The 21,589-nt window shown below is 58.8% G+C and carries 22 protein-coding genes and 1 tRNA gene; 14 read left to right on the top strand and 9 right to left on the bottom strand.

What is annotated here, in order from left to right; genetic code table 11:
* Window positions 1–216: 216 nt before the first annotated feature.
* A complete protein-coding gene (locus tag DEALK_RS02725; RefSeq protein WP_058438454.1) occupies window positions 217–3,282 on the bottom strand; it encodes an anti-phage protein in 3,066 nt (1,021 codons plus the stop codon).
* A gap of 236 nt (window positions 3,283–3,518) precedes the next feature.
* Here DEALK_RS02725 and DEALK_RS02720 point away from each other — a divergent pair, with 236 nt between their 5' ends.
* Window positions 3,519–3,836: a c-type cytochrome gene (locus DEALK_RS02720; RefSeq protein WP_058438452.1), complete on the top strand. Its 318-nt coding sequence runs from the start codon at window positions 3,519–3,521 to the stop codon at window positions 3,834–3,836.
* A 134-nt stretch (window positions 3,837–3,970) separates the two neighbouring features.
* Here the strand turns inward: DEALK_RS02720 and DEALK_RS02715 are convergent, their stop codons facing one another.
* The 3 genes from DEALK_RS02715 to DEALK_RS02705 all read right to left on the bottom strand — a co-directional run bounded on the left by DEALK_RS02715 (window position 3,971) and on the right by DEALK_RS02705 (window position 5,404).
* On the bottom strand, window positions 3,971–4,216 hold the full coding sequence (locus tag DEALK_RS02715; protein WP_058438450.1) for a type II toxin-antitoxin system HicA family toxin: 246 nt from the start codon (window positions 4,214–4,216) through the stop codon (window positions 3,971–3,973).
* Window positions 4,213–4,419, bottom strand: a complete 207-nt coding sequence (locus tag DEALK_RS02710; RefSeq protein ID WP_058440016.1) for a hypothetical protein — start codon at window positions 4,417–4,419, stop codon at window positions 4,213–4,215. The genes DEALK_RS02715 and DEALK_RS02710 overlap by 4 nt, the downstream gene beginning before the upstream one ends.
* A 373-nt stretch (window positions 4,420–4,792) precedes the next feature.
* Window positions 4,793–5,404 (bottom strand): DOMON domain-containing protein, encoded by a 612-nt coding sequence (locus tag DEALK_RS02705; protein ID WP_058438448.1) that lies wholly within the window; start codon window positions 5,402–5,404, stop codon window positions 4,793–4,795.
* Window positions 5,405–5,566: 162 nt separating this feature from the next.
* On the opposite strand from DEALK_RS02705, the gene mazG reads away from it, so the two are divergent.
* Entirely contained in the window at window positions 5,567–6,373 is an 807-nt protein-coding gene (mazG, locus tag DEALK_RS02700) for a nucleoside triphosphate pyrophosphohydrolase (protein WP_058438445.1), read from the top strand.
* 89 nt (window positions 6,374–6,462) lie between these two features.
* On the opposite strand, the gene DEALK_RS02695 is transcribed toward mazG, so the two are convergent.
* A tRNA-Pro gene (locus DEALK_RS02695) sits at window positions 6,463–6,540 on the bottom strand.
* A gap of 54 nt (window positions 6,541–6,594) precedes the next feature.
* Between DEALK_RS02695 and DEALK_RS02690 the strand changes: the two genes are divergently transcribed.
* The 10 genes from DEALK_RS02690 to DEALK_RS02650 all read left to right on the top strand — a co-directional run bounded on the left by DEALK_RS02690 (window position 6,595) and on the right by DEALK_RS02650 (window position 16,290).
* Complete coding sequence (locus tag DEALK_RS02690) at window positions 6,595–7,782, top strand: cofactor-independent phosphoglycerate mutase (RefSeq protein ID WP_058438443.1); 1,188 nt, start codon at window positions 6,595–6,597, stop codon at window positions 7,780–7,782.
* 45 nt (window positions 7,783–7,827) lie between these two features.
* Window positions 7,828–8,046 carry a hypothetical protein gene (locus tag DEALK_RS09915; RefSeq protein WP_144437066.1) on the top strand — a complete coding sequence of 73 codons (219 nt, stop codon included), beginning with the start codon at window positions 7,828–7,830 and terminating at the stop codon, window positions 8,044–8,046.
* A gap of 54 nt (window positions 8,047–8,100) precedes the next feature.
* A complete protein-coding gene (locus tag DEALK_RS02685; protein WP_144437065.1) occupies window positions 8,101–8,979 on the top strand; it encodes a hypothetical protein in 879 nt (292 codons plus the stop codon).
* An 83-nt stretch (window positions 8,980–9,062) separates the two neighbouring features.
* On the top strand, window positions 9,063–10,280 hold the full coding sequence (locus tag DEALK_RS02680) for an aspartate kinase (RefSeq protein ID WP_058438440.1): 1,218 nt from the start codon (window positions 9,063–9,065) through the stop codon (window positions 10,278–10,280).
* 101 nt (window positions 10,281–10,381) lie between these two features.
* Window positions 10,382–11,371: a mechanosensitive ion channel family protein gene (locus DEALK_RS02675; protein WP_058438439.1), complete on the top strand. Its 990-nt coding sequence runs from the start codon at window positions 10,382–10,384 to the stop codon at window positions 11,369–11,371.
* Between the two features lie 37 nt (window positions 11,372–11,408).
* A complete protein-coding gene (locus DEALK_RS02670) occupies window positions 11,409–11,735 on the top strand; it encodes a DUF4429 domain-containing protein (RefSeq protein WP_058438438.1) in 327 nt (108 codons plus the stop codon).
* 81 nt (window positions 11,736–11,816) lie between these two features.
* Complete coding sequence (gene ychF / locus DEALK_RS02665; protein ID WP_058438437.1) at window positions 11,817–12,896, top strand: redox-regulated ATPase YchF; 1,080 nt, start codon at window positions 11,817–11,819, stop codon at window positions 12,894–12,896.
* Between the two features lie 3 nt (window positions 12,897–12,899).
* On the top strand, window positions 12,900–13,376 hold the full coding sequence (locus tag DEALK_RS02660; protein ID WP_058438435.1) for a PH domain-containing protein: 477 nt from the start codon (window positions 12,900–12,902) through the stop codon (window positions 13,374–13,376).
* A gap of 73 nt (window positions 13,377–13,449) precedes the next feature.
* Window positions 13,450–13,920, top strand: a complete 471-nt coding sequence (locus tag DEALK_RS02655) for a ComEA family DNA-binding protein (protein ID WP_083496323.1) — start codon at window positions 13,450–13,452, stop codon at window positions 13,918–13,920.
* A gap of 3 nt (window positions 13,921–13,923) precedes the next feature.
* Entirely contained in the window at window positions 13,924–16,290 is a 2,367-nt protein-coding gene (locus DEALK_RS02650) for a DNA internalization-related competence protein ComEC/Rec2 (protein ID WP_058438431.1), read from the top strand.
* 10 nt (window positions 16,291–16,300) lie between these two features.
* Here DEALK_RS02650 and DEALK_RS02645 read toward each other — a convergent pair whose 3' ends face one another.
* The 3 genes from DEALK_RS02645 to DEALK_RS02635 form a co-directional block, all read right to left on the bottom strand.
* Window positions 16,301–16,504 carry a 4Fe-4S dicluster domain-containing protein gene (locus tag DEALK_RS02645; protein WP_058438429.1) on the bottom strand — a complete coding sequence of 68 codons (204 nt, stop codon included), beginning with the start codon at window positions 16,502–16,504 and terminating at the stop codon, window positions 16,301–16,303.
* A gap of 10 nt (window positions 16,505–16,514) precedes the next feature.
* Window positions 16,515–17,102: a class I SAM-dependent methyltransferase gene (locus DEALK_RS02640; protein ID WP_058438427.1), complete on the bottom strand. Its 588-nt coding sequence runs from the start codon at window positions 17,100–17,102 to the stop codon at window positions 16,515–16,517.
* Window positions 17,103–17,460: 358 nt separating this feature from the next.
* Window positions 17,461–17,682, bottom strand: coding sequence for a hypothetical protein (locus tag DEALK_RS02635; protein WP_058438425.1), 222 nt, complete (start codon window positions 17,680–17,682; stop codon window positions 17,461–17,463).
* Window positions 17,683–17,893: 211 nt separating this feature from the next.
* Between DEALK_RS02635 and DEALK_RS02630 the strand changes: the two genes are divergently transcribed.
* On the top strand, window positions 17,894–19,009 hold the full coding sequence (locus DEALK_RS02630) for an HD-GYP domain-containing protein (protein WP_065128677.1): 1,116 nt from the start codon (window positions 17,894–17,896) through the stop codon (window positions 19,007–19,009).
* Window positions 19,010–19,065: 56 nt separating this feature from the next.
* Entirely contained in the window at window positions 19,066–19,290 is a 225-nt protein-coding gene (locus DEALK_RS02625; RefSeq protein WP_058438423.1) for a NifU family protein, read from the top strand.
* A gap of 61 nt (window positions 19,291–19,351) precedes the next feature.
* Here DEALK_RS02625 and DEALK_RS02620 read toward each other — a convergent pair whose 3' ends face one another.
* A complete protein-coding gene (locus tag DEALK_RS02620; protein WP_058440015.1) occupies window positions 19,352–21,541 on the bottom strand; it encodes a RelA/SpoT family protein in 2,190 nt (729 codons plus the stop codon).
* Between the last annotated feature and the right edge of the window lie 48 nt (window positions 21,542–21,589).

Below are 21,589 nucleotides of genomic sequence, written 5' to 3'. Positions count from 1 at the left end.
GTTATTTTCGGCGACAGCGAGTGACGCGGATTGTGGGCCGGTGGGAAAGTGGGATGATCCCACTTTCCCACCGGGGAGGTGGCGGTGGGGGGTATCAGCGGCTAAGCGATGCTGGCTAATATTCATGACGGACATTACAGAACTGGTAATTCGTGTTCTAATTGAGTTTTGGCGTCTCTTGGCGGGTGGAGACCCGAGATATTAATCTTCGGGACGTCAATTGCCGGGGAACAGTTTGTTTTCTCGAGTTATTACCTTGGGATTATCATCATATTCCTGTAATTTTAGTCCCGCAACCACTTTTTGGCGAGCTTCTATCGGCCATGAATATAAGGACATATTAACCACCACGATTTGGAGCAGCAATTCCAATGCAAAATGGTTTTGTTCTAATTCTTTAGCCAATGCTAATATATAATCTACAGGGGGATACTTAGATTGTTCGATACGTATCGTCAAATTTATTAATTGTACTGATTGTAGGGGATTATTTTCATATATTGTTTGATATATTTTTGTTAATTCTGAAGCCCCGAGAGAATGGGATAGTGTTCTAATCACTGCCAATGCAACAAAAGCACTATAGTAGAATACCCTTTTCCCAAGTTCTTCAACGAGTTCATGTTCCAGTAACGGAGTTTTTACGTGTTGTTTAATCTCCTCAACAATTTCTTCACGTCCGTTCTCAATGGATTTTAGTAAAACAGAAAGAGTCCTTAACCCAACTTTATACGATTCCTCGGTTAAAGGTTGGATGCAGTCGATATCGGTTGTCCCCATGTAATTCCGAATGATTTCTCCGAATATATTAATACTTGCAAAAGCATATAATATCATTCCAACTAGTTCAAGTTCATTGAATTCTTCTACATCTGCCATATTATATACTATGTTTGCCTGGTCTTCTTCCTGGGCTTTTAATATTACGCCTCGTGTCTCCTCCACGGGTTTGCTACTAATTCGTACTGTTTTTATGTTTGCTTGCATATCGTTTATAAATCGAATGTCCTGGTGTAAATCACTTAACGGTACATCAGTAAAGATTTTATTTGCATTGTCTATTATTGTTTGGGCTATCAAAGGGTCTTTCGACATGAAATATAGAAACTCAATTATATTTAAATAGTGTTCTTTGTGAATATTGTTGCAGATCTTGATAACGTGCCTTTTAACTTCCTCGCGATACTTGGACTGTTGTATATTATTTGCCATAAACATTGCTGCGAAATATTGTGCATAATAAGAATATTGAAACTTGTAATAACCGTTTTCCAAACGCAATATTTGTCCTTCAACCAAATCCATGAGTATCTGATCGCAATTTACCAATAAACCAGACAACGCGAGATACTCGTTATTATTAAATAACAGCATATCTTCTGCAGATATTGAAGATAGTTGCCGTTTGAACATGTAATATGCTAATCGCGATAAATATCCAACTTTTATATCTATATCCTTATTGGACCGTTTAGTCTTGAGTATTGCATCATTGATAATCACTTGATAATAGTAGCCATTTGACCCGGATGCTGCGTTGAGATTGTATTTGTTTTCCGCTGCTTGAAGAATAATCATAATGTAGAAAGGCGTACGTGGAATACTCGGGCGATTAAGTGTATCATTAATAATGTTTTCAAGTTGTTTGTATTTTTCCGAGGAGTAGATGTCCGCACTGTCTGGATCACCGGCATTCAACCATTTCCCCAATAGTTTGGATCTCAAACGGTATCCATACTCGGCGATTGTAACTCTAGCGAACTCAGCCATATCGGTTCCGTATCTAGCATTGTTATCTAGAAATTCTTCAATATCAATGATATTGTTTCCACTAACTAAAATATAACCAAAATAACGTTTTAGCTCTTTAAGAAGAGCGATTTTCCCCTTTGGCTTTAAATTGGATTTGTGTAGGTCATCTATAACAACTGCTCTCTGTTGTAAAGGAAGTCGGTCGTAATCGTCAAACTTGTCTGTTCCATATTGTTCCTCATAAGAATGCCTAATATAAGATCTAATATTATCTTCATTGGGGAACGGCAACTTGGCACCATAAGCCCAAAGGGGTACGATATTGTTAGCTAACAAATCGCTGTATGTGCGCTTCAACAATACCGATTTCCCTGTCCTCAAACCTCCGATCAGAATAACGAAATTGTACTTGGTAATAACTTCAAGTAAGTTATCAATTCTTATATCACTGTTTTGCCCGGCAGTTTTGTCAACGATATGAAGGAAAATCTCTGGATCAACAAACACATCGTCGATAGTTAATTTATCTTTCCGCGGATGAGAGAATGTTAAACCTAAATCCTGTAGATACTCGGAGAACTTCGCGGTATTATAAAAGAGCGGTTTAAACACCTTGTCTGATAACGATTGCCAATCTTTTGAGGTTTTTTTCACGACGTAACTATTAATTTCCCAAGAGTATTCGTGCAGTTTAAAATTACAAAGGTCGGTATCAACAACGATTGCATTGAAGGAAGAGGAATCGCTTTTACCTTGCAGAATCCCGCCCTCAATATACTCACAGGATTTTCCTTCAATAGTTTTTGTTCCTGAGTAATACTGATCATGTTCATGTCCAGTTAGGACTAGGTCATAGTGGCTATCTAAAAACCTACGAAACTCGTGAAAAGCCTTCTCATTGAACCAACGCCCTGGGTGGTGAAAGACGCAAATCCGTATAGATTCACCTTTTTCGGAGGGAGTGAGAACCTCTGTGGGAAAGAACAGAGATCCATACGTTTCTTTGATACTTGACATCCAAGCCGTATTTAATACCACAAACACAAACGTGTGTTTGCCCGATGGGAATCTCGCTTCATACCAAAGTCTATTCTCTTTAAAAGCAGCTTGGTTATGAAGTGAGGCAAACTTGAAGAAGCTGTTTTGAACCTGTGTAACTTGCTCTACGAGTTTAGGTGAAATAGAGCGAGACGATGAAGAACTCACAATTCCGGTAAGCAATGTTTCCCTAATTTCATCATTTAGAGAAAAATCGCAATCATGGTTACCTGGAGCTAAAATAAATACAATATTATTTATATTTGTGACCTGTTCAAGTGCTTGTTTCAACATTCTAAGAAATTCTTCGGCTTGTTGGTATTCATCATTTTTCCCACTGAAAGCAATGTCTCCCGATAAGACGCAATAACAGTCATCTACTTCGCGCGCAACTAAGTTCAAGGATGACGCAAGGTTACTAATTCTATTTAAAATGATGTTGCTAGACTGTTGTAAATGTATATCACTCAGGTGTAATAAAAGCGTTTTCATTTGTCCTCCATAAATAGTCAATCCTACATATAATACTATCAGCCAGCACGGAGTGAAAGACTTATATCCCTACTATCCATAACGAAAAACCAGTCAGGAACGGGTGCCTACGGTGAGGCGGTGATCCGAATCAGGTTGTTGGGCGCTTCGCGCCTCGCAATGCCAGAACCGATTGCGGGGTTTTTGGTATCCGCCAGCCATCAAAGCTATAATAGGCGTCCTGTGCCCGGTAACATTTGAGAGGTTCTGATGAAGCGGATATCGTTGTTCTTAAAGCTAACACGGCGGCGGCGGCGCTGGGCTGCCTGGCGGCGGCCTGCACGCCGGAGACGGTATCGCCGACCGGCCTGGCCGATGCCGGGCTGATCTTCTCCAATGACTGCGCCTCCTGCCACGCGTCGGACCGGACGGGAGACCACGGGCCGGATATCAGGCCGGCGTCTTTGACGGACTACAGCCAGACCAGCCTGGCGGCGTTCCTCGGCGACCATAAAACGGCGAAGAAACTTACGGCGGAGCAGCGGGCAATACTGGCGGAGTGGCTCAAGAGGTAGCGGGTTCACCCTTAGGCGGGCTCAGAGCGAACGGGGGTGATTCGGAGCAGATTGCCGCGTCGCTGCGCTCCTCGCAATGACAGAATGGGATGGCCCTTCGACAGGCTCCGGGCGAACGTTGGGTGGTGGGGCGGCTAAGCAAAAAGGGCGGCGATAAGGTCTTCCTTTTCCATTTCCAGGTACCCGGCGACCTCAGTCAGAATAGAATTCAATGTGCCGAGGCGCAGCGGTTTGTGTACGGGGATGGTGACGTGGTGGTCACGGCCGGTACGGCTGGAGGTCAACCTCAGGTGGCTGCCGGTCTGCCTGACAATGAGATAGCCGAATCTGGACAGGCGGAGGGCGAGGTCTTCTCCGCCGACATCCCGCGGCAGCCTCAAGCCGGGATGACCTCTTCTTTGACCTGGTGGAGGCGGATGACGGGAGGAGAGGTTTCATCGCCGAAGTGGCAGCGGACGGCGTCCCGGATCTGGGACTTGAGTTCCTTGATGGTATCGGCTTCGGTGAAAATGGCATGGCCGAGGGCCCGGGCGGTAAAGCCGCCTTCCGGCGCTTCTTCAACCAAAAAGATAATCTCTTTCATGAATTTCAGACTAATCTCTGACGGGGAAATTGTCAAGGAAACACGGGCTGCGGGCGCCGGGGCGGAGGACGGCGGCTGCCCTTCGGAGCGGATTGCCGCGTCGCACTCCCTCACCCTGGACCCTCTCCCACAAAGGGGGAGGGAATTAAAAGGAAAGGCCGTTTGCAGCTCCTCGCGATGACAGGATTGGTTGGCCCTTCGACAGGCTCAGGGCGAACGGGGGGATGGGGCTTTGCCCGACTCGGATGGCTAAGTGCTGAGACACCCTCACCCTACCCTCTCCCGCGCGCCCTCACTCCAGACTCTCTCCCAGAGGGAGAGAGAGTAAAGTGGAAGAAGCTGTTCGGCGGGCGAGGGGATTCCAGGCAAGGGGTTATTTGATCTCGATCTCGGCGTAGCCGCGGCCGCCGGCGGGATGGGCGCCGGAATCAGTGGGGTTGAAGCCGACAGCCCACATGATGCGGTTCAGGCCGATCTCCAGCTTCTGGTCTTTGCTGTCGCCGGTGTCCAGCTTGCGGCAGAACTCGATGATGGTGGTGTTGCCGGTCACCGAGCCGGAAAGCTGCTCGACATCGTTGCGGTCATCGGCGGGGTGGGGGGTGAGCTTGTCGATGGACATGGCGTCGGTGGCGTAGGCCACGCCGCCGGCGACGAAGCCGATGATCATATCCGAGCCGGTCTTTTTCATTTCGGCGGTCCAGTCCGCGGGCGTGAAGCCCAGGGCGACGTAGCCGGGGGAATAGGGCGAGGTGCCCTCCATGGCGACGTAGATGTACTTGCCGTCCGAGTTCCAGTTGAGGGTGAAGAACTCCGACAGCACCAGATGGTTTTCATATTCGCCGGGTGTGACCCGGCCGTCGGAAGTCCAGGCGACGCCCTGGGGCGATTGGAAGGTGGCGGCGGTCTTGTCCGAACAGCCGGAGGCGGCGGCCAGTATCAGCAGGACGGCGCCGACGCTTAAAAGACCCAGGGCTTTCTTGCTCACCGCATCACCTCAGTAACTCCGCGAACGTTAAGACAGGACAACTTACAGGCGGATTTAAATATAATTTCGTTATTATAGCTTACAAAAGCCGGTTTTTAAAGAGCGTGGCGGCGGCGCGGCGGCGCGGGTATAATGCATCATCCCCTCTTGAGAGGTACGGAATTGGCGGATTCTTCGGCAGGCTCAGGGCAGGCGGGCGAACACTTCCAGAGGCTGGTGGATGTCATTGACCGGCTGCGGGGGCCGGACGGCTGCCCGTGGGACCGGGAGCAGACCCACCGCTCCGTCCGCGACTCGCTCCTTGAGGAATGCTACGAGGTGCTGGAGGCTATCGACGCCGGCGACGGCGCGGAGCTTAAGACGGAACTCGGCGACCTCTTGATGCAGGTGGTGTTCCATGCCCGGATCGCGTCGGAGGCGGGCGGATTCAATATCGGCGACGTTATCGGCGGCATAACCGCCAAGCTCATCCGGCGCCATCCGCACATCTTCGGCCAGGCTCAGGCGGCGGATTCGGGGGAGGTGCTGCGGCGGTGGGAGGACATTAAAGCGGCGGAGCGGCCGGCAGCGGCTTCGATGCTGGACGGGGTGCCCCGGGCGATGCCGGCGCTGGCCTACAGCCAGGAGGTCCAGGGCCGGGCGGCGCGGGTGGGCTTCGACTGGCGGGACGACCAGGGCGTCATCGACAAGCTGGCCGAGGAAGTATCGGAGCTAAAGGAGTCGGCGTCGGCGGCGGAGAAAGAGGCCGAGTTCGGCGACATCCTGTTCACCCTGGTCAACTGGGCGCGGCGCCAGGGGATAGACGCCGAGAGCGCCCTCCGGGGCGCCGGGCGGAAGTTCGCCGGGCGTTTCAAGGCGATGGAGGCCTGCTGCGCCGGGCGGGGGGTATCATTCAGGGAGCTGACCTTCGACCAGCAGAACGAGCTGTGGGAACAGGTCAAGGACGGCGGCGGTGACTCGGGCGGCTAATCGTGCTATCATGAGAGTAGCGGTGGCCGGGACCGGGGCATCGTAAAAGACGGCTGAAGAGCCCGCGGCGCGGCGGATAGAGGAAAGAATGGTCGGGGCGAGAAGATTTGAACTTCCGGCCTCAGCGTCCCGAACGCTGCGCGCTAACCAGGCTGCGCTACGCCCCGCCAGAATGGTTATTATAGCCTTACCCCCGCCGCATTAGCAAACAGGAAGGCGTTATGAAATACGTGGTGCTCATCATCGACGGGGCTTCCGGGTGGCCGGCGGAGGGGCTGGGCGGCAAGACCAGCCTGGAGGCGGCTAAAACCCCGAATCTCGACCAGATGGCGCGGCGGGCGACGGTGGGCCTGGCCGGCACGGTGCCGGTGGGCATGGAGCCTTCTTCCGCCTGCGCCTGCATGTCGGTGCTGGGCTACAACCCGAAGGTATTTTACAAGGGCCGCGCCGCCATTGAGGCAAGGTCTCTGGAGATCCCCATCGCCGCGGACGAGACGGTCTTCCGGGCTAACCTGGTGACCATCGAGAACGGCAGGATGGCGGACTATTCCGCCGGGCATATCGGTTCAAACGAGTCCGCCGAGCTAATACGTTTCCTGGATGAAAAGCTGGGGACGCCGGAATTGTCGCTCCACCCTGGCGTCGGCTACCGCCATATTTTGAAGCTTAAAGGGCGGCCGGAGACGCTGAAAGCCGCCTGCACGCCGCCGCACGACATTCCGGGGCAGCCGGTCGAGGATTATCTGCCGCGGGGCGAGGGCTCGGACATCCTGCGCAACATCATGGCCGCCTCGGCGGAACTGCTGAAAGACCACCCGGTCAACCGGGACAGAATAGCCCGGGGCGAAAAACCGGCGACGAGCCTGTGGCTGTTCTGGGGCAGCGGCCAGCTGCCGAACATGCCGTCCTTCAAAGACCGCTACGGGCTATCCGCGGCCATCACCTCAGGCGTCGATCTGCTGCGGGGCCTGGGCCAGATGCAGGGCATGGACGTGCTGTGCATCCAGGGAGTGACCGACAACGCGGACAACGATTACGCCTTCCAGATGGAGCAGGCGCTTGGAGCCCTGGAGACTTATGACATGGTGGTCGTCCACGTCGAAGCGCCGGACGAGGCAGGTCACGCCGGCGACGCCGAAGGCAAAGTCAAGGCGATCGAGATGATCGACCGCGACATGGTGGGGCGGCTGCGCGAATACAGCAGGGACAAACTGCGGGCGCTCATCATGCCCGACCACCCCACGCCGCTAAAGATACGCACCCATGCCGCCGAACCGGTGCCGTTCATGATCTGGGGCTCCGGGGTGCGCACCTCCGGCGCCCGCCGCTTCACCGAGGCCGATGCCAAAGGCACCGGAGTCACGGTGGCCGAAGCGCACAACATCATGAGCATGGTGGTGAGGGGATAAATCCGAAATTCGAATATCGAAATACGAAAAATAAGCGCTTCGTGTTTGGCAGCAATGTGTCCTAGAGAAGACGAAACGTATCGCTCAACCCGCTACGGCGGCCATCCGCCGGCCTGCACCTGCGTGGCCTGCTGCGAGAAGCGGCGGGCGGGTATATCCACAGGTTACAAATCCCCCAGAGAGGGCGGCGGCACGCCGGCCTGGTTCTGGGCGGTCATCGGCATCGTGGTTGTTGCCCTGGTGCTGACGCTGGTGTTACGTTAAACCCGAAATCCGAAATTCGAAATCCGAGACAATCTCAAGAACCTGATGACTAAAATGGACACACGGTCGGGCAAATGGGCATTGGCGCCGCCGGCGGTCTTCGTCGTGGCAGCGGCGATGCTGCTGGCCGGCTGCTCGTTCAATCTGGCCATTCCCGGCGTCAACCAGCCGCCGCCGGCGACCCTGTCGGCGCCGGATATCAACGCCGGGTGGAACTCTATCGCCGGGGCGCTGTCCTATGACGGGCGGCAGCCGCCGTACCGGCTCTACCCCGACGGGCCGCTGGTGAAGCTCATAAATAACGCCGCGGCCAGGGACGTCAGCTGGGCGGAGCTCATGGCCTTCGTCAGGAGCGACGCCACCGATTTGAACGCCTACCTGCCCGACCGCTACATGTGCGGCGGTTTCGCCCTCGACCTGCACAACGCCGCCGAGGCGGCCGGCATCCGGGCGGCCTGGGTGGCCATCGATTTTATCGGTGAGAGCGTGGGGCATGCGGCGACGGCCTTCCAGACGACCGACCGGGGGCTGGTGGTCATCGACGACACCTCTTCATATTCCAGCGGTGGCCAAGCGCTGGGCGAGGGCGAAAACCACAGCTATGACAAGGTGGCTTATATCATCATCGGCCGGGACTACGGCGTCATCCCGCTTGAGGCGGCCGGCTCGCCGCTTTATAATGACTATCTGGCTTACCTGGAGCAGTTCCGGGTGTTCGACGAAAAACGCCAGGCTTATGAGCGCGAGGCCGCGGCCTACGAGGCGGAACTGGCCGGCCGCACCAGGCTCAAAGAGCCGGAATACAGCTATTTCATGAGCTGGCACAAGCGGCTTCAGGCGATGAAGGAAGAGCTGAACGAACTGGGCGAGTCCCTGGGCAGCTACTACTGGGAGAGCCTGGGGGTGGTGTCCGAGGTCAAGATCTACTGGTAGGCCTGATAACTCCAGGAATCGGAAGACGATGGATTCCCCGCAAGCGCGGGGAATGACGATATAAGGGGCATTTGCGAGGCAGCATGGCAATCATCGTTCAGAAATACGGCGGCACGTCGGTGGCCAACGCCGAGCGCATCCGCGCCGTGGCCCGGCGGATCATCGCCACCAAAGAGAAGGGCAACCAGGTGGTGGTGGTCGTTTCGGCTATGGGCGACGCCACCGACGACCTGATCGAGCTGGCGCGGGAGCTTTCCGAGCACCCCGACCCTCGGGAACTGGACGTCCTCATGTCCACCGGCGAGATCGTATCCTCGACGCTGCTGGCCATGGCTTTGAAGCAGATGGGCCACGAGGCCATCTCCCTGTCCGGCGCCCAGGCCGGCATCAAGACCGACGCCTCCCACTCGCGGGCGCGCATCACCGGCATCGAGCCGGAACGCATCCACCGCGAGCTGCACAAGGGGCGCATCGTCATTGTCGCCGGCTTCCAGGGCATCACCGACAGCATGGAGGTGACCACCCTCGGCCGCGGCGGTTCCGACACCTCGGCGGTAGCCCTGGCCGCTATCCTGGGGGCGGAGATCTGCGAGCGATTCACCGACGTCGACGGCGTCTATACCGCCGACCCGAGGGTGGTGCCCGAAGCGCGGCGCTTGAAGGAGATCTCCTACGAGGAGATGCTGGAGCTGGCGACCTACGGCGCCAAGATCATGCACCCCCGCGCCGTCGAACTGGGCCAGCTTTATAACATACCCATTCTGGTCGCTTCGAGCTTTAACGACAATCCCGGCACGCTGATTCACGGAGGAAAAATGGAAATCCGCAATAAAGTGAGCGGCATCGCTCATGACCTGGACGTGGCCAAGATCACCCTGGTGGGCATCCCTGACAAGCCGGGCATCGCCGCTTCGCTGTTCGAACCGCTGGCCAAGGCCGGCGTGTCGGTGGACACCATCGTCCAGAACGCCTCGGTGGCCCGCATCACCGACATCACCTTCACCCTGGCCGAATCCGACCTGAAAAAAGCCATGGACGTGGTTAAACCGATCGCCGAAAAGCTGGGGGCGACCAGCATCGCCGCCGACGCCAACATCGGCAAGATTTCCATCGTCGGCACCGGCATCCAGAACACGCCGGGCTACGCCGCCAAGATGTTCCGGGCGCTGTATGACGCCGGCATCAACATTGACCTCATCTCCACTTCCGAGATCCGCATCACCGTGATTATCGAGGAAGGCAAGGTCAAAGAGGCGGTCAAAGCGCTGCACAAGGCCTTCGAACTGGAAACGGAAGAGTAATCCCCCCGATCTTCCGTTCCCGGATTTACGGGCGGACAAACGGCCGGCGCCGGGGCCGCTGATTTCCTATTTTTTTCTCTCTGATTTATACTGGAAAAATCATGGACTGGGGCAATATCTTCGAATCTGTTTCCAACTGGATAGGGGCCCACGGGCTGCAACTACTTCTGATCATCAGCCTGAGCTTTCTATTCTACCAGCTGGTCAAAATGGCCATCAGCCGCGGCCTGGCGCGCTACGTGGAGTTCCGGCATTCCCACCACCAGGTAACCCGCGAGGAACGCATCAAGCGCGCCAAAACGCTCTCAGGCGTCCTGACCGGCGCCATCGGCATCTTCATGTTCGGCCTGACGGTATTCATGATCCTGGCCGAGCTGGATATCGACATCGCGCCGCTGCTGGCCTCAGCCGGCGTGCTGGGCATCGCCATCGGCTTCGGCGCCCAGAGCATCATCAAGGACACGCTGAACGGCCTGTTCATCCTGCTGGAAGGGCAGTTCAACACCGGCGACGTGGTCAAGATCGCCGGGGTGTCCGGCGGCGTGGAGGACCTCAACCTGAGGCGCACCATCCTCCGGGACCTGGACGGCATCGTCCACATCATTCCCAACGGCCAGATCACCACCGTATCCAACTACACTCACGAATGGGCACGGGTGAATCTGAACGTGCCGGTGGCCTATTCGACCGATCTCGACAAGGCGGCGGCGGTCATCAACCGGGTGGGCCGGGAGCTGGCTGGCGACCCGGAGTTTTCCCCGATGATCATCTCGGCGCCGCAGGTGCTCCGGGTCGATAAATTCGCCGATTCGGCCATCGAGATCAAGGTGCTGGGCGACGTCCACCCGATGAAGCAGTGGCCGGTGACCGGCGAACTGCGCCGCCGGCTGAAGAAGGCTTTCGACGAAGCCGGAATCGAGATCCCGTTCCCTCATACCAAGCTCTTCTTTGACAACGCCCAGCTTAAGGATATTTCGCAGCTGTCACTATTGGCCGAGGCAAGCCGGCGCCCTGCCGAACCGCCGGAGCGGCCGGTTAAGGCCGCCAAAGGCGACCTGCCTCCGGATTCAGGGGAAACGGTACCGTACTAAATTGGGAGTCATTGTCCAAAACAAACCAGGAGGCAATATGCTCGCTCAAGCCAAGGGTCTCAACGGTAGCTTGGAACTCCACCCCAAAATGTTAGTTATCCGTCGAAGTGGGTTCAATGCTTTAGTATCTCAAGGTGTAAAGGGCGATAAAGAGATTGCCATAAGCCAAATTTCCGCCGTTCAATTCAAAGTTCCAGGGACATTTACGAACGGTTATATCCAGTTTTCATTTATCGGTGGCCAAGAAAGCAAGTCGGGGATATTTGACGCCGTAAAAGATGAGAACTCCGTCGTTTTCACAAAAAAGCAATTGTCAGAGTTCGAAAACTTAAAATCTGAGCTTAACGAACTCCGGTACCAATGAGAAAGAGAGAGCCAGCCTTTTACTCCAATCTAATGGTATATCGATACAAATCCGTGGTAGTTTTTTAGTAAAGGAAGTTTCATGGCTTTATCCATTGGCATCATCGGCCTGCCCATGAGCGGCCGCACCACCGTTTTCGAAGCGGCCGCCGGCGGTCTCAAAGCCGCGGCGCCGAAGCCTGAGGCGGTCCACGTCGGCATCGCCAAGGTGCCGGACGAGCGCATCGACCGGCTGTCCGAAATGTTCAAACCGCAGAAGACGACCTACGCCGAGGTGAAATACCTCGACCTGGGGGCTTCGGTCAAGAATATTTCCGGCGAGGCGCTGCGCGAGCTTTCGGCGATGGACGAACTGGTCAGCGTTGTCCGCGCTTTCAAAGACGACGCGGTGCCCCACCCGCAGGAGACCGTTGACGCCGAGCGGGACATCGAGGCGATGAACCTGGAGCTGACTTTCTCCGACCTGGCCATCATCGAGCGGCGGCTGGGTAAAATCGAGCAGTCAATGAAAGCCGCCAAAGCAACCGACCGCCCCAAGATTTTAGCCGAACAGGAACTGCTGCTCCGCCTCAAGGCTGAGCTGGAGAAAGACATCCCGCTGCGCGACGTGGAGCTATCCGCCGAGGAGGAGAAAAGCCTCTCCGGCTACCAGTTCCTGTCAGCCAAGCCTTTACTGACCGTGGTCAACATCGGCGAGGAAGACCTGCCGAGCGCCGCAAGAATAGAGGACGAATTTTCGAAACGGTTCGCCGGCCGGAAGCGCAAGCTGATCGCCCTGTGCGGCAAGCTGGAAGCCGAACTGGCCGGTATGGACGAGGCATCCGCCGCCGAGTTCCGCGCTGATTACGGACTCAAGGAGACCGGCCTGGCGCGCACCATCCGCGCTTCCTACGCCCTGCTCGACCTGATCTCATTCTTCACTGTCGGACCCGATGAAGTCCGCGCCTGGAGCATCACCGCCGGCATGAACGCCCAGGCCGCGGCGGGCAAGATCCACTCCGATATCGAGCGCGGCTTTATCCGCGCCGAGGTTGTCCACTACGACGATCTGATGCGCACCGGGACGATGGCGGAGGCCAAGAAAGCCGGGGTGCTGCGGCTCGAGGGCAAGACCTACACCGTCAAGGACGGCGACATCGCCCACTTCCTGTTCAACGTCTGAGGCATGAACGGGGCGCCTGAACTTCTGTACGAGGACACGCCGCCGTCGGCCGCCGGCCTGGTGGCCGCCGTGCTGATATTCCTGGTGTCGGCCGACCTGCTGCTAGGGTTTCTCATCCCGGAAATCCTGGGGATTATGGCCGCTACCGCGGTGCTGGAGGCGGCGCTGTTCTATTTCATTGTCCCGCGCAAATACCAGATCATGAGCGACCGCCTGCGCATCCGCCTCGGCGGCCCGGTTAAGGTGGACATACCCCTGGCGACCATCCGGGAGGCGCGCCCGGGTCGAGGCGCCGAGGCCTGGGTCTACTGGGGCTTGCGGCTGGCCACTTCCAGCCGGGGCATCGTCGAGATCGTCCGCCGCGGCGGGCTTGACGTCGTCATCTCGCCGCGCGACCGGGAGACCTTCCTGGAACAGCTCAACCTGGCAGCGGCAGCCGCCGGCGGCGGGTCGAAGACAGCCACAATCCGCCTGAACTGACCCGGCGCCAAACTTGACGCCGCCGCCGCCCCGGGTATAGCCTAAGCCGATTTTATACCTGCGGGGGCGAGCGATGGACACACGTTTACGGCGGTTCGGAGTCATGGCGATATTCTTTGCCGTTGGCGGGCTTTCAGCCTGCGCCGACCCGAACACGGTCGAACTCTACACCCCCACCGCCCAGCCGCCGCCGTTTGCCAGCGTTGCCATCGAGGGTTCCGTCACCCTGCCCGGCGTCTATCCCCTGAAAGCAGGCGACACCATCGAAAACCTGCTCCAGGCGGCGGGCGGCGCGAGCGGCGGCTCGGTGATCAAGCTGGTGGTCAGCGGCTCGGTTCCGGCGCCCCAGAAAGTAAACCTCAATACCGCCGAGCCGTGGCTGCTCACCGCCCTGCCCGGCATCGGCGACTCCAAAGCCGCCGCCATCGTCGCTTACCGGACCGAGCATGGCCCGTTCGTCAACATCATGGAACTGGTCAAGGTGCCGGGTTTCGGCCAGGCGACCTTCGATTCACTCAAAGACCTGATCACGGTGTCGGAGTAAGCCGTGGTTCTCGTCATACTGTCGCTGGCGTGGGTTACCGGTATCTGGCTGGGATCCCGGATCGAACCCTCTCCCGCGTGGTTTCTGGCCGCCGCCGTGCCGCTGGTTGTGGCCGGAGCGCGGCGGCGGCGGGGCCGGGCGGCGCTGGCCTGCCTTGCGATCATCCTGTTAACCGGCGGCGCCTTCTGCTACCAGGCGGCCACCATCGACGCGGGCGGGAACCAAGTCAGCCGCTATATCGACGGTAAGGCCTATACCATCGAAGGCACCGTCAGCCGCGATCCCGAAGCGAAAGAAAAATCCCAGGCGCTGCGGCTGGACGGCATCGCCATCGGGACGGACGGCGGCCGGATCCTGCCTGCCGGCGCGGTGATGGTCTACCTCCCGCCGTTCCCGGAATATCATTACGGCGACCGCATCGCGGTGACCGGCAAGCTGCTCGAACCGCCGGTCTTCGACGCCTTCGATTGGCGCGCTCACCTGGCCCGCGACGAGGTATTTGCCACCGTCCTGTACCCCGAAGTAGTCTCTGTCGAGCCTGGACACGGCCACCCGGCGCTTTCGCTGATCTATGACTGGCGGCACAAACTGGCCGCAGGCATCGCCGCCACTATTCCGGAACCCCACGCTTCACTGGCGCAAGGCCTGGCCCTGGGCATTCGTTCGGGCATCGGTGAAGATGTCGAGAAGGCTTTCTCGGTGTCGGGCACGGCCCACCTGCTGGCCGTCTCGGGACAGAATCTGGCCATCATCGCCGGTGTCGTCCTGCTGGCTACCCGGGGCATCCTCGGGCGGCGCGGCTACTGGTACGTGTGGTTGTCAATGGCGGCGGTCTGGGGTTTCGCCGTCCTTACCGGCCTGGCGCCGCCGGTGGTGCGCGCCGCCGTCATGGCTTCGATCTTTCTGCTGGCCGAGTTATTTGGGCGTCAGAAATCGGCGGCGCCGGCGCTGTGCCTGGCGGCAGCGCTGATGACAGCTGCCAATCCGCAACTCCTGTGGTCGGCGTCATTCCAGATGAGTTTCGGGGCGATGGCCGGGCTGATCCTGCTGCTGCCGCCGTTCTCGTCGCTGGCCCGGCGCCTGGCCGACAAATTTCCCGGCCGGAAATCGAAGCTCTACGGCGCGGTTTACGCCGCCGGCCAGGGGCTGGCGGTTTCCGCCGCGGCTATGTCAGGCGTCCTGCCGCTGACCGCCTATTACTTCGGCCTGGTAGCCCTGGCCGGCGGCGCGGCCACCCTGGCCGCCGCCCCGGCACTGCCGCTGATCATCTTCTCCGCCCTGCTGGCCGGGGGCGCCGCCATGATTCACCCGGCCGCCGCCGTCCCTTTCGCCGCGGCGGGGTGGTTCGGGTTAAGTTATCTTCTCGGAACGGTGAAGCTGTTCGCCCTTATCCCGGCGCTGGAGACCGGGCCAGTAAGCGGGGCGGTAATAGCCGGCTGGTATCTGGCTTCAGGCGCCGCCGCACTGGCGCTGGCGCGCTGGCTGCGGCGCCAGGATGAGCCGGAGCCGGGACCTCCGGTCAGCTTCGGCCGGCTGGCGCGCTTCGGCGTGCCCGTGTTGATTATCATCGGCGCGCTCGGCTCGACGCTGCCCTGGCATAACGGAGAAGGCCGCCTGGAAGTCAGTTTCCTGGATGTCGGCCAGGGCGACGCCATCTACATCCGCACTCCGGCCGGGCAGGACATCCTGGTAGACGGCGGCCCTTCGCCGCAGCGGCTGGTTCAGGAGCTGGGCAAAAAAATGCCGTTCTGGAACCGGACGATCGAGCTGGTAATATCGACCCACGCCGACGCCGACCACCTGACCGGGCTGCTCGAAGTCCTGGGACGTTACAAGGTCGGGCAAATAGTCCATACCGGTGTTGAAGGAAACACCGACCTCTACCGGGAATGGCAGAGCCTGGTGGAGCGGAAGAAAGTCCCGGCGGCGACGGCGGCGGCCGGCGACCGCATCCGGCTGGCAGGCGGCCTGGAAATAGCGGTTTTGAACCCCTACGGCCAGGCCGCTGCGGACTCCAACGAGGCTTCACTGGCGCTCAGCCTGAAATACGGCGATATTTCATTCCTGCTGGCCGCCGATATACCCTCGGCGACGGAACTCGAGCTGATCTACCGCCGACTGCTGCCCGATATCACGGTGCTCAAGGCGGCGCACCACGGCTCAGGCGGTTCGACCGGCGCGGCCTTCCTGGCGGTCACCCGCCCGGAAGCGGCGGTCATCCAGGTGGGCCGCAACAGCTACGGACATCCCGCCGGCGAAGTCCTGGCAGCGCTCGGGGCGCAGTGCGTCGAGGGCGGCGTACTGCGTACCGACGAAGACGGCACCGTCACCTTGCTGACCGACGGCCGCACCCTGTGGCTCCAGGAATAGCGGCGGAGCCCTAGCGGGCGGCGGGCTGGCGCACCGTGATGGCGCCGGTGGGGCACTGGAACTCGCAGCCGCCCAAAAGATCGCACTTACTCTGGTCGGTGACCCGGCAGACGCCGGTCTCCGCGTCGATGTCCAGTATCTGGCGGGGGCACATGGCCACGCAGACGCCGCAGCCGGTGCACAGGTCCGTGTCTATCTTAACTCTGTCTTCCATCTCTTTTCCTTCAGTTCCTGATTTTGAGCAGGTCAACGCCGCCGCCGAGGGCGGCGGCGCGGTTCTCGACGGTCAAATTCAATCCATGAACCAGTTTCAATAGCCCGCCGCCGGACTGGTAGTCCTTGAAGTTAGCGTAATGCTCGCCGCCCACCAGGCTCTCAATGAAGCTGAAGAACCGGCGCGCCGGTACGCCGAAATCAGCCAGGACGATGACCCCGCCGGGCTTGACCACCCGCCTCATTTCGGAGACGACTTTCAGGCGCGTGTCGAACGTTTTTTCATGCAGCGCCAGCGAGATGGCGGCGGCGTCGAACAAAGCGGCGCCGAAAGGTAAAGCCGCGGCATCGGCCAGTTGAAAGCGGAGGGTGTCCCGGTCGAAGCGCCGCCGACGGGCCTCGGCGACGGCGATCATCGCCGGGTCCAGGTCAATGCCGTCCACCTCGGCGCCCAGCCGTGCCAGGTGCACCGCCTGGTCGCCGGTGCCGCAGCAGACATCCAGCACCCTCTGCCCCGGCCGTATTTCGGCGAGCTCCGGCAGGGCGTGCCGCAGGCCGCGGAGCGCCCGGTCAATGACAGCGGCGTAAAAAGAGGACATCACCGCGGCCCTTTACAGGTGTCAAGGTTATGAATCATATTTCTAATAATTGTATCATCAATCACTCATCTTACCAACTTTTTCGAAGGAACCATCCGCCCCGGCTAACCAAAGGCGCCGGTGCGCCGTTATATTATTCAAAATCCGGAAGGAGGTGAATCATGCGACGCATTTTCAATGCCTGGGACCGGGTATTCTATGAAATATGGCCGCTGCTGGCGCCCAGGCCGCGCTACGCCGTGGTCCGCCTCCGCAGCAGCCGAAGATGATCAATCGAATAGCGCGCCGGCTTCAACGAAAATAGAAACCCGGATGGCTAGCGCCACCCGGGTTTTTGTTTATCGTAGGAGCAAATATTTCAGGTATTAGCCCCGGCGGCGATGCCTGCGGCCGGCCGCCGGCCGTAAGCCCTGAACCGGCTTTCGTCAGGCGGAGGGCAGAGATACAGGCCGCAGGCGGCGCAGGCTCGAAGCGCCTGGAGGGGAGCGGCATTATTGCCGAGGCGCTCCCCCGCATCACCCCGCCAATCACCGCCGAGAGGATGCTTACAGCGGGGGCAGGCATAAGTTCCTTCAAACATCGTTTCACCTCCCGGCAGATCTTTTTTTCATTATCGTCCCGGAGATCGGCGGCGTACATCCCCCGATAGTGCCCCCGGGAGCAGAAATTAGTAAGGGAGATGACTCCGGGGGGGGGGCGGGAGTACTAATGTTCTTCTTAAAGAGTACTATTTGGCTCTTGCGGAGCGGCTGGCGCGGGAGTAGATTCTAAACGGCAACCTGGAGAAGATGATGGCGCAACCGGTCAAGAAGGATATCATCATCGTGGCGTCTCACGAAGAGGCGGCGCGCCAGCAAATTTCGGCCAAACTGATCATGGCCGGCCTGCGGTGCCTGACCGCGTCCAGCAGCGCCGAAACAATAGAGTTCATCTACCACCGGGACGTAGCCCTGGTGCTGCTCGAGGCGGCCATGCCCGGCCGGTCAGGGCTCCAGGTCCTCCAGGAGATCACCGCGGTCAGCCCGGACACGGCGGTGGTGGTGATGCTCGACGGGCGGGACCGGGAGGCGGCCGTCCGCTGCCTGGACCTTGGCGCCGCCGACTACCTGGTCAAACCGGCGAATCTGGAAGAGACGCTACTGAAAACCCGGCGCATCCTGGATTGGCGACAGCTGGTGATGCAGCACCGCGAATACAAGACGACGCTGGAGCAGCGGGTGAGCGAGCGCACCCGGGACCTGATCCAGACGGTAGCCAAGATGAAATCCGCGGCCGTCGATACCCTGGTGCGGCTGGCCCGGGCCGCCGAGTACAAGGACGAAGATACCGGCAGCCACATCCAGCGCATGAGCCGCTATACGGCGCTGGTAGCCGAAAGGATGGGGCTGGCCGACGATTATGTGGAGTCACTGCTGTATGCCGCCACCATGCACGACATCGGCAAGATCGGCATCCCCGACAGCATCCTGCTTAAACCCGGCAAACTGACCGACGAGGAGTGGTCGGTAATGAAGCAGCACACCGTCATCGGGGCGCGCATCCTCGACGGCGCCGAGGCCGAAATCGTGAAGCTGGGGGCGGCCATCGCCATCAGCCACCATGAAAAATGGAACGGCAGCGGCTACCCCTTCGGCTTCAAAGGCGAGGAAATCCCGCTGCCCGGGCGCATCGCCGCCATCGCCGACGTTTTCGACTCACTGACTTCCAAACGTGCTTACCGCAAGGACGATTTCACCGCCGACGAGACGTTCAAGATTATTGAACAGAGCGTCGGCGTCCAGTTCGATCCGGCGGTCTTCGCCGCGTTCAAGGCCGCCTGGCCGGATATCAGGGTGGAACACCAGCGGTTCCGCACCCTGGAGGCCAGCCGGGCATCGTCCCAAATTGACACCGCTGTGCTTTCGTGATAATTTTGAAGGTACGGCGGCGCCCCGAGGCGCGCCAATTGAAGGGAGCTTCCCGCATGCTGGAAAAGGTCAAGACAGTCCTGGACAAGATCCGCCCGTCCCTGCAGGCTGACGGCGGCGACGTTCAACTGGTCGAGGTTAAAGAAAAAGAAGGCATCGTCAAGGTCAAACTCACCGGCGCCTGCGCCGGCTGCCCGATGTCCCAGATGACCCTTAAAAACGGCATCGAGCGCATTCTGAAGCGCGAAGTTCCGGAAGTCAAAGAGGTGGTGGCCGCCTGAACCGGCCTGAATTACCGATCACGCGAAAGCCCGCTTTAAAAAGCGGGCTTTTTGCTGCCGCTCAGGCCGACGGCCGGGATTTGGAATCATCGCCCAGGCGGTTGATTGAGGTGACGCCCTTGACGCCTTCCATCTTGGAGATGAGCCGCGCCAGCTGGGTCAGGCCTTTGGTTTCAATGTCCAGGGTGATGGAGGTCACCCGGTCCGGGCTTTCAGCCACCGTCATGTTGGAAATGTTGACTTTCTCATCCGCGATGAGCGTTGAGATGTCCCGCACCAGGCCGACCCTGTCCCAGGCCAGCACCTGCAGCCTGGTGGGATAGAACTGGTCCTGGCGGCCCCACTCCACCCGGATCAGCCGCTCCGGTTCTTCCTCTTTCAGCACGTTATGGCAGTCGGCGCGGTGGATGGTCACCCCCTGGGAGCGGGTGACATAGCCGATGATGTCTTCGCCGGGCAGCGGCCGGCAGCAGCCGGCGATCTTGGTCAGCACGTCGCCGATGCCCATAACCGACACGCCTGAACTGTCAGCCCTGGCCGGCGCGGCCGGCGCGGCGGCTTCAACCGGGTGCGGCGCCTCGGCGGCGGCCACCTGCGACAGGGCGATGGAGTGCGCCGACAGCCCGCCGTAGCCGACGGCGGCTAAAAATTCATCGATGTTCTCGCAGTTGTTCTGGTGAGCCAGGGTTTTGAAATCGGGGATCTTAAGTCCCAGGTGGCGGAACTCTTTCTCCAGCAGTTCCCGGCCTTTTTCAATATTTTCGGTCCGCTCCTGTTTCTTGAACCACTGGCGGATTTTGGTGATGGCGTGGCTGGTTTTGACATAGCCCAGATTGGGATTGAGCCAGTCACGCGACGGCCCTTTGTCCTTCTTGGTGGTGACGATCTCCACCACCTCGCCGTTGCGGAGCCGGTAGTCCAGGCCGACCAGTTTGCCGTTAACCTTGGCGCCGACGCAGCGGTGGCCCAGCTCGGTATGGACGCGGTAGGCGAAATCCAGCGGCGTCGCCCCCTTGGGCAGGTCTTTAATTTCGCCGCCGGGAGTAAAGACGAAAACCTGGTCATTGAAAATGTCGGTCTTGACCGACTCTAAAAACTCCTCGGCGCCGGCCAGGTCGCGGTGCCAGTCGGCCAGCTGGCGCAGCCAGGAGATGCGGTCTTCCGATTTGGGGGCGGCCTTGTCGCCCTCCTTATAGCGCCAGTGGGCGGCCACGCCGTACTCCGCCAGCCGGTGCATTTCATAGGTCCGGATCTGGATCTCCAGCGGGGTGGCGGACATGGACAGCACGGCGGTGTGCAGCGACTGGTAGCCGTTAGGCTTGGGATTGGCGATATAATCGTCGAAAGAGCCGGGGATGGGGTGCCACAGGTTGTGGACGGCGCCCAGGGCGGTATAGCATTCGTTTACCGAGACAACCAGCACGCGGATAGCCAGCAGGTCATAAATCTCATCGAAATGACGCCCCTGAACGGCGTATTTTTCAGCCTTCTGGTGCAGGGAGTAGATATGTTTGGCCCGGCCGGTGATCTCTGCCTTGATGCCGACTTTTTCGAATTCCGACCGCAGCACGTCAATGACCTTGCCGATAAACTCTTCGCGCTGGGCGCGCTTGGAGGCCAGCAGCCGCGCCAGGCTCTTGTAATGCTGCGGCTCCAGGAAGCGGAAGGCCAGGTCCTCCAGCTGCCACTTGATCTCCCAGATGCCCAGGCGGTGGGCCAGCGGGGCATAGATTTCCAGGGTTTCCCGGGCGGTGTCCTTCTGCTTCTCAGGCGGCATGGCGTCCAGGGTGCGCATGTTGTGCAGCCGGTCGGCCAGCTTGATAAAGACGACCCTGAGGTCCTCGGCCATGGCTACCAGCATCTTACGGAGGTTTTCCGCCTGGCGCTCATAGGTGGTGTTGCCGGAGAATCTGGTCTCGCCGGGGGCGGCCAGCGACAGCTTGGCCAGCTTGGTGACGCCGTCCACCAGTTTGCCGACGTCCTTGCCGAAAAGCTCCTCGATCTTCGTGAGCGGGATGGCCGAGTCCTCCGGGACATCATGGAGCAGGGCGGCTTTGACGGCGGTGGCGTCGAGCTGAAGTTCGGCCAGGATCAGAGCGACGGACAGGGGGTGTTCGATGAACGGTTCGCCGCTTTTCCGGGTCTGGCCCTCGTGGGCCTTAGCCGCGAAGTCATAGGCCGATCTTATTTGCTCGACCTTCTCCCACGGCAGGTAGCGGGCGGTAGCCTCTAAAAGAGCGGTTACTTCCACTTGTTTACCATAATACGGCCAGTGGCCAAGTATAGCGTAAAAAGCCAT

Source organism: Dehalogenimonas alkenigignens (assembly GCF_001466665.1).
Classification (GTDB): domain Bacteria; phylum Chloroflexota; class Dehalococcoidia; order Dehalococcoidales; family Dehalococcoidaceae; genus Dehalogenimonas; species Dehalogenimonas alkenigignens.
The sequence above is the reverse complement of the archived record's forward strand: the minus strand, read 5'-3'. Positions and strand labels throughout refer to the sequence as shown.

Excerpts from the sequence above, each read along its gene's own strand:
- DEALK_RS02725 (WP_058438454.1), bottom strand. The coding sequence starts at position 3,282 with ATGAAAACGCTTTTATTACACCTGAGTGATATACATTTACAACAGTCT.
- DEALK_RS02710 (WP_058440016.1), bottom strand. The coding sequence starts at position 4,419 with ATGAAAGAGATTATCTTTTTGGTTGAAGAAGCGCCGGAAGGCGGCTTT.
- DEALK_RS02690 (WP_058438443.1), top strand. The coding sequence starts at position 6,595 with ATGAAATACGTGGTGCTCATCATCGACGGGGCTTCCGGGTGGCCGGCG.
- DEALK_RS02685 (WP_144437065.1), top strand. The coding sequence starts at position 8,101 with ATGGACACACGGTCGGGCAAATGGGCATTGGCGCCGCCGGCGGTCTTC.
- DEALK_RS02680 (WP_058438440.1), top strand. The coding sequence starts at position 9,063 with ATGGCAATCATCGTTCAGAAATACGGCGGCACGTCGGTGGCCAACGCC.
- DEALK_RS02675 (WP_058438439.1), top strand. The coding sequence starts at position 10,382 with ATGGACTGGGGCAATATCTTCGAATCTGTTTCCAACTGGATAGGGGCC.
- DEALK_RS02670 (WP_058438438.1), top strand. The coding sequence starts at position 11,409 with ATGCTCGCTCAAGCCAAGGGTCTCAACGGTAGCTTGGAACTCCACCCC.
- ychF (WP_058438437.1), top strand. The coding sequence starts at position 11,817 with ATGGCTTTATCCATTGGCATCATCGGCCTGCCCATGAGCGGCCGCACC.
- DEALK_RS02660 (WP_058438435.1), top strand. The coding sequence starts at position 12,900 with ATGAACGGGGCGCCTGAACTTCTGTACGAGGACACGCCGCCGTCGGCC.
- DEALK_RS02655 (WP_083496323.1), top strand. The coding sequence starts at position 13,450 with ATGGACACACGTTTACGGCGGTTCGGAGTCATGGCGATATTCTTTGCC.
- DEALK_RS02645 (WP_058438429.1), bottom strand. The coding sequence starts at position 16,504 with ATGGAAGACAGAGTTAAGATAGACACGGACCTGTGCACCGGCTGCGGC.
- DEALK_RS02640 (WP_058438427.1), bottom strand. The coding sequence starts at position 17,102 with ATGTCCTCTTTTTACGCCGCTGTCATTGACCGGGCGCTCCGCGGCCTG.
- DEALK_RS02635 (WP_058438425.1), bottom strand. The coding sequence starts at position 17,682 with ATGTTTGAAGGAACTTATGCCTGCCCCCGCTGTAAGCATCCTCTCGGC.
- DEALK_RS02630 (WP_065128677.1), top strand. The coding sequence starts at position 17,894 with ATGGCGCAACCGGTCAAGAAGGATATCATCATCGTGGCGTCTCACGAA.
- DEALK_RS02625 (WP_058438423.1), top strand. The coding sequence starts at position 19,066 with ATGCTGGAAAAGGTCAAGACAGTCCTGGACAAGATCCGCCCGTCCCTG.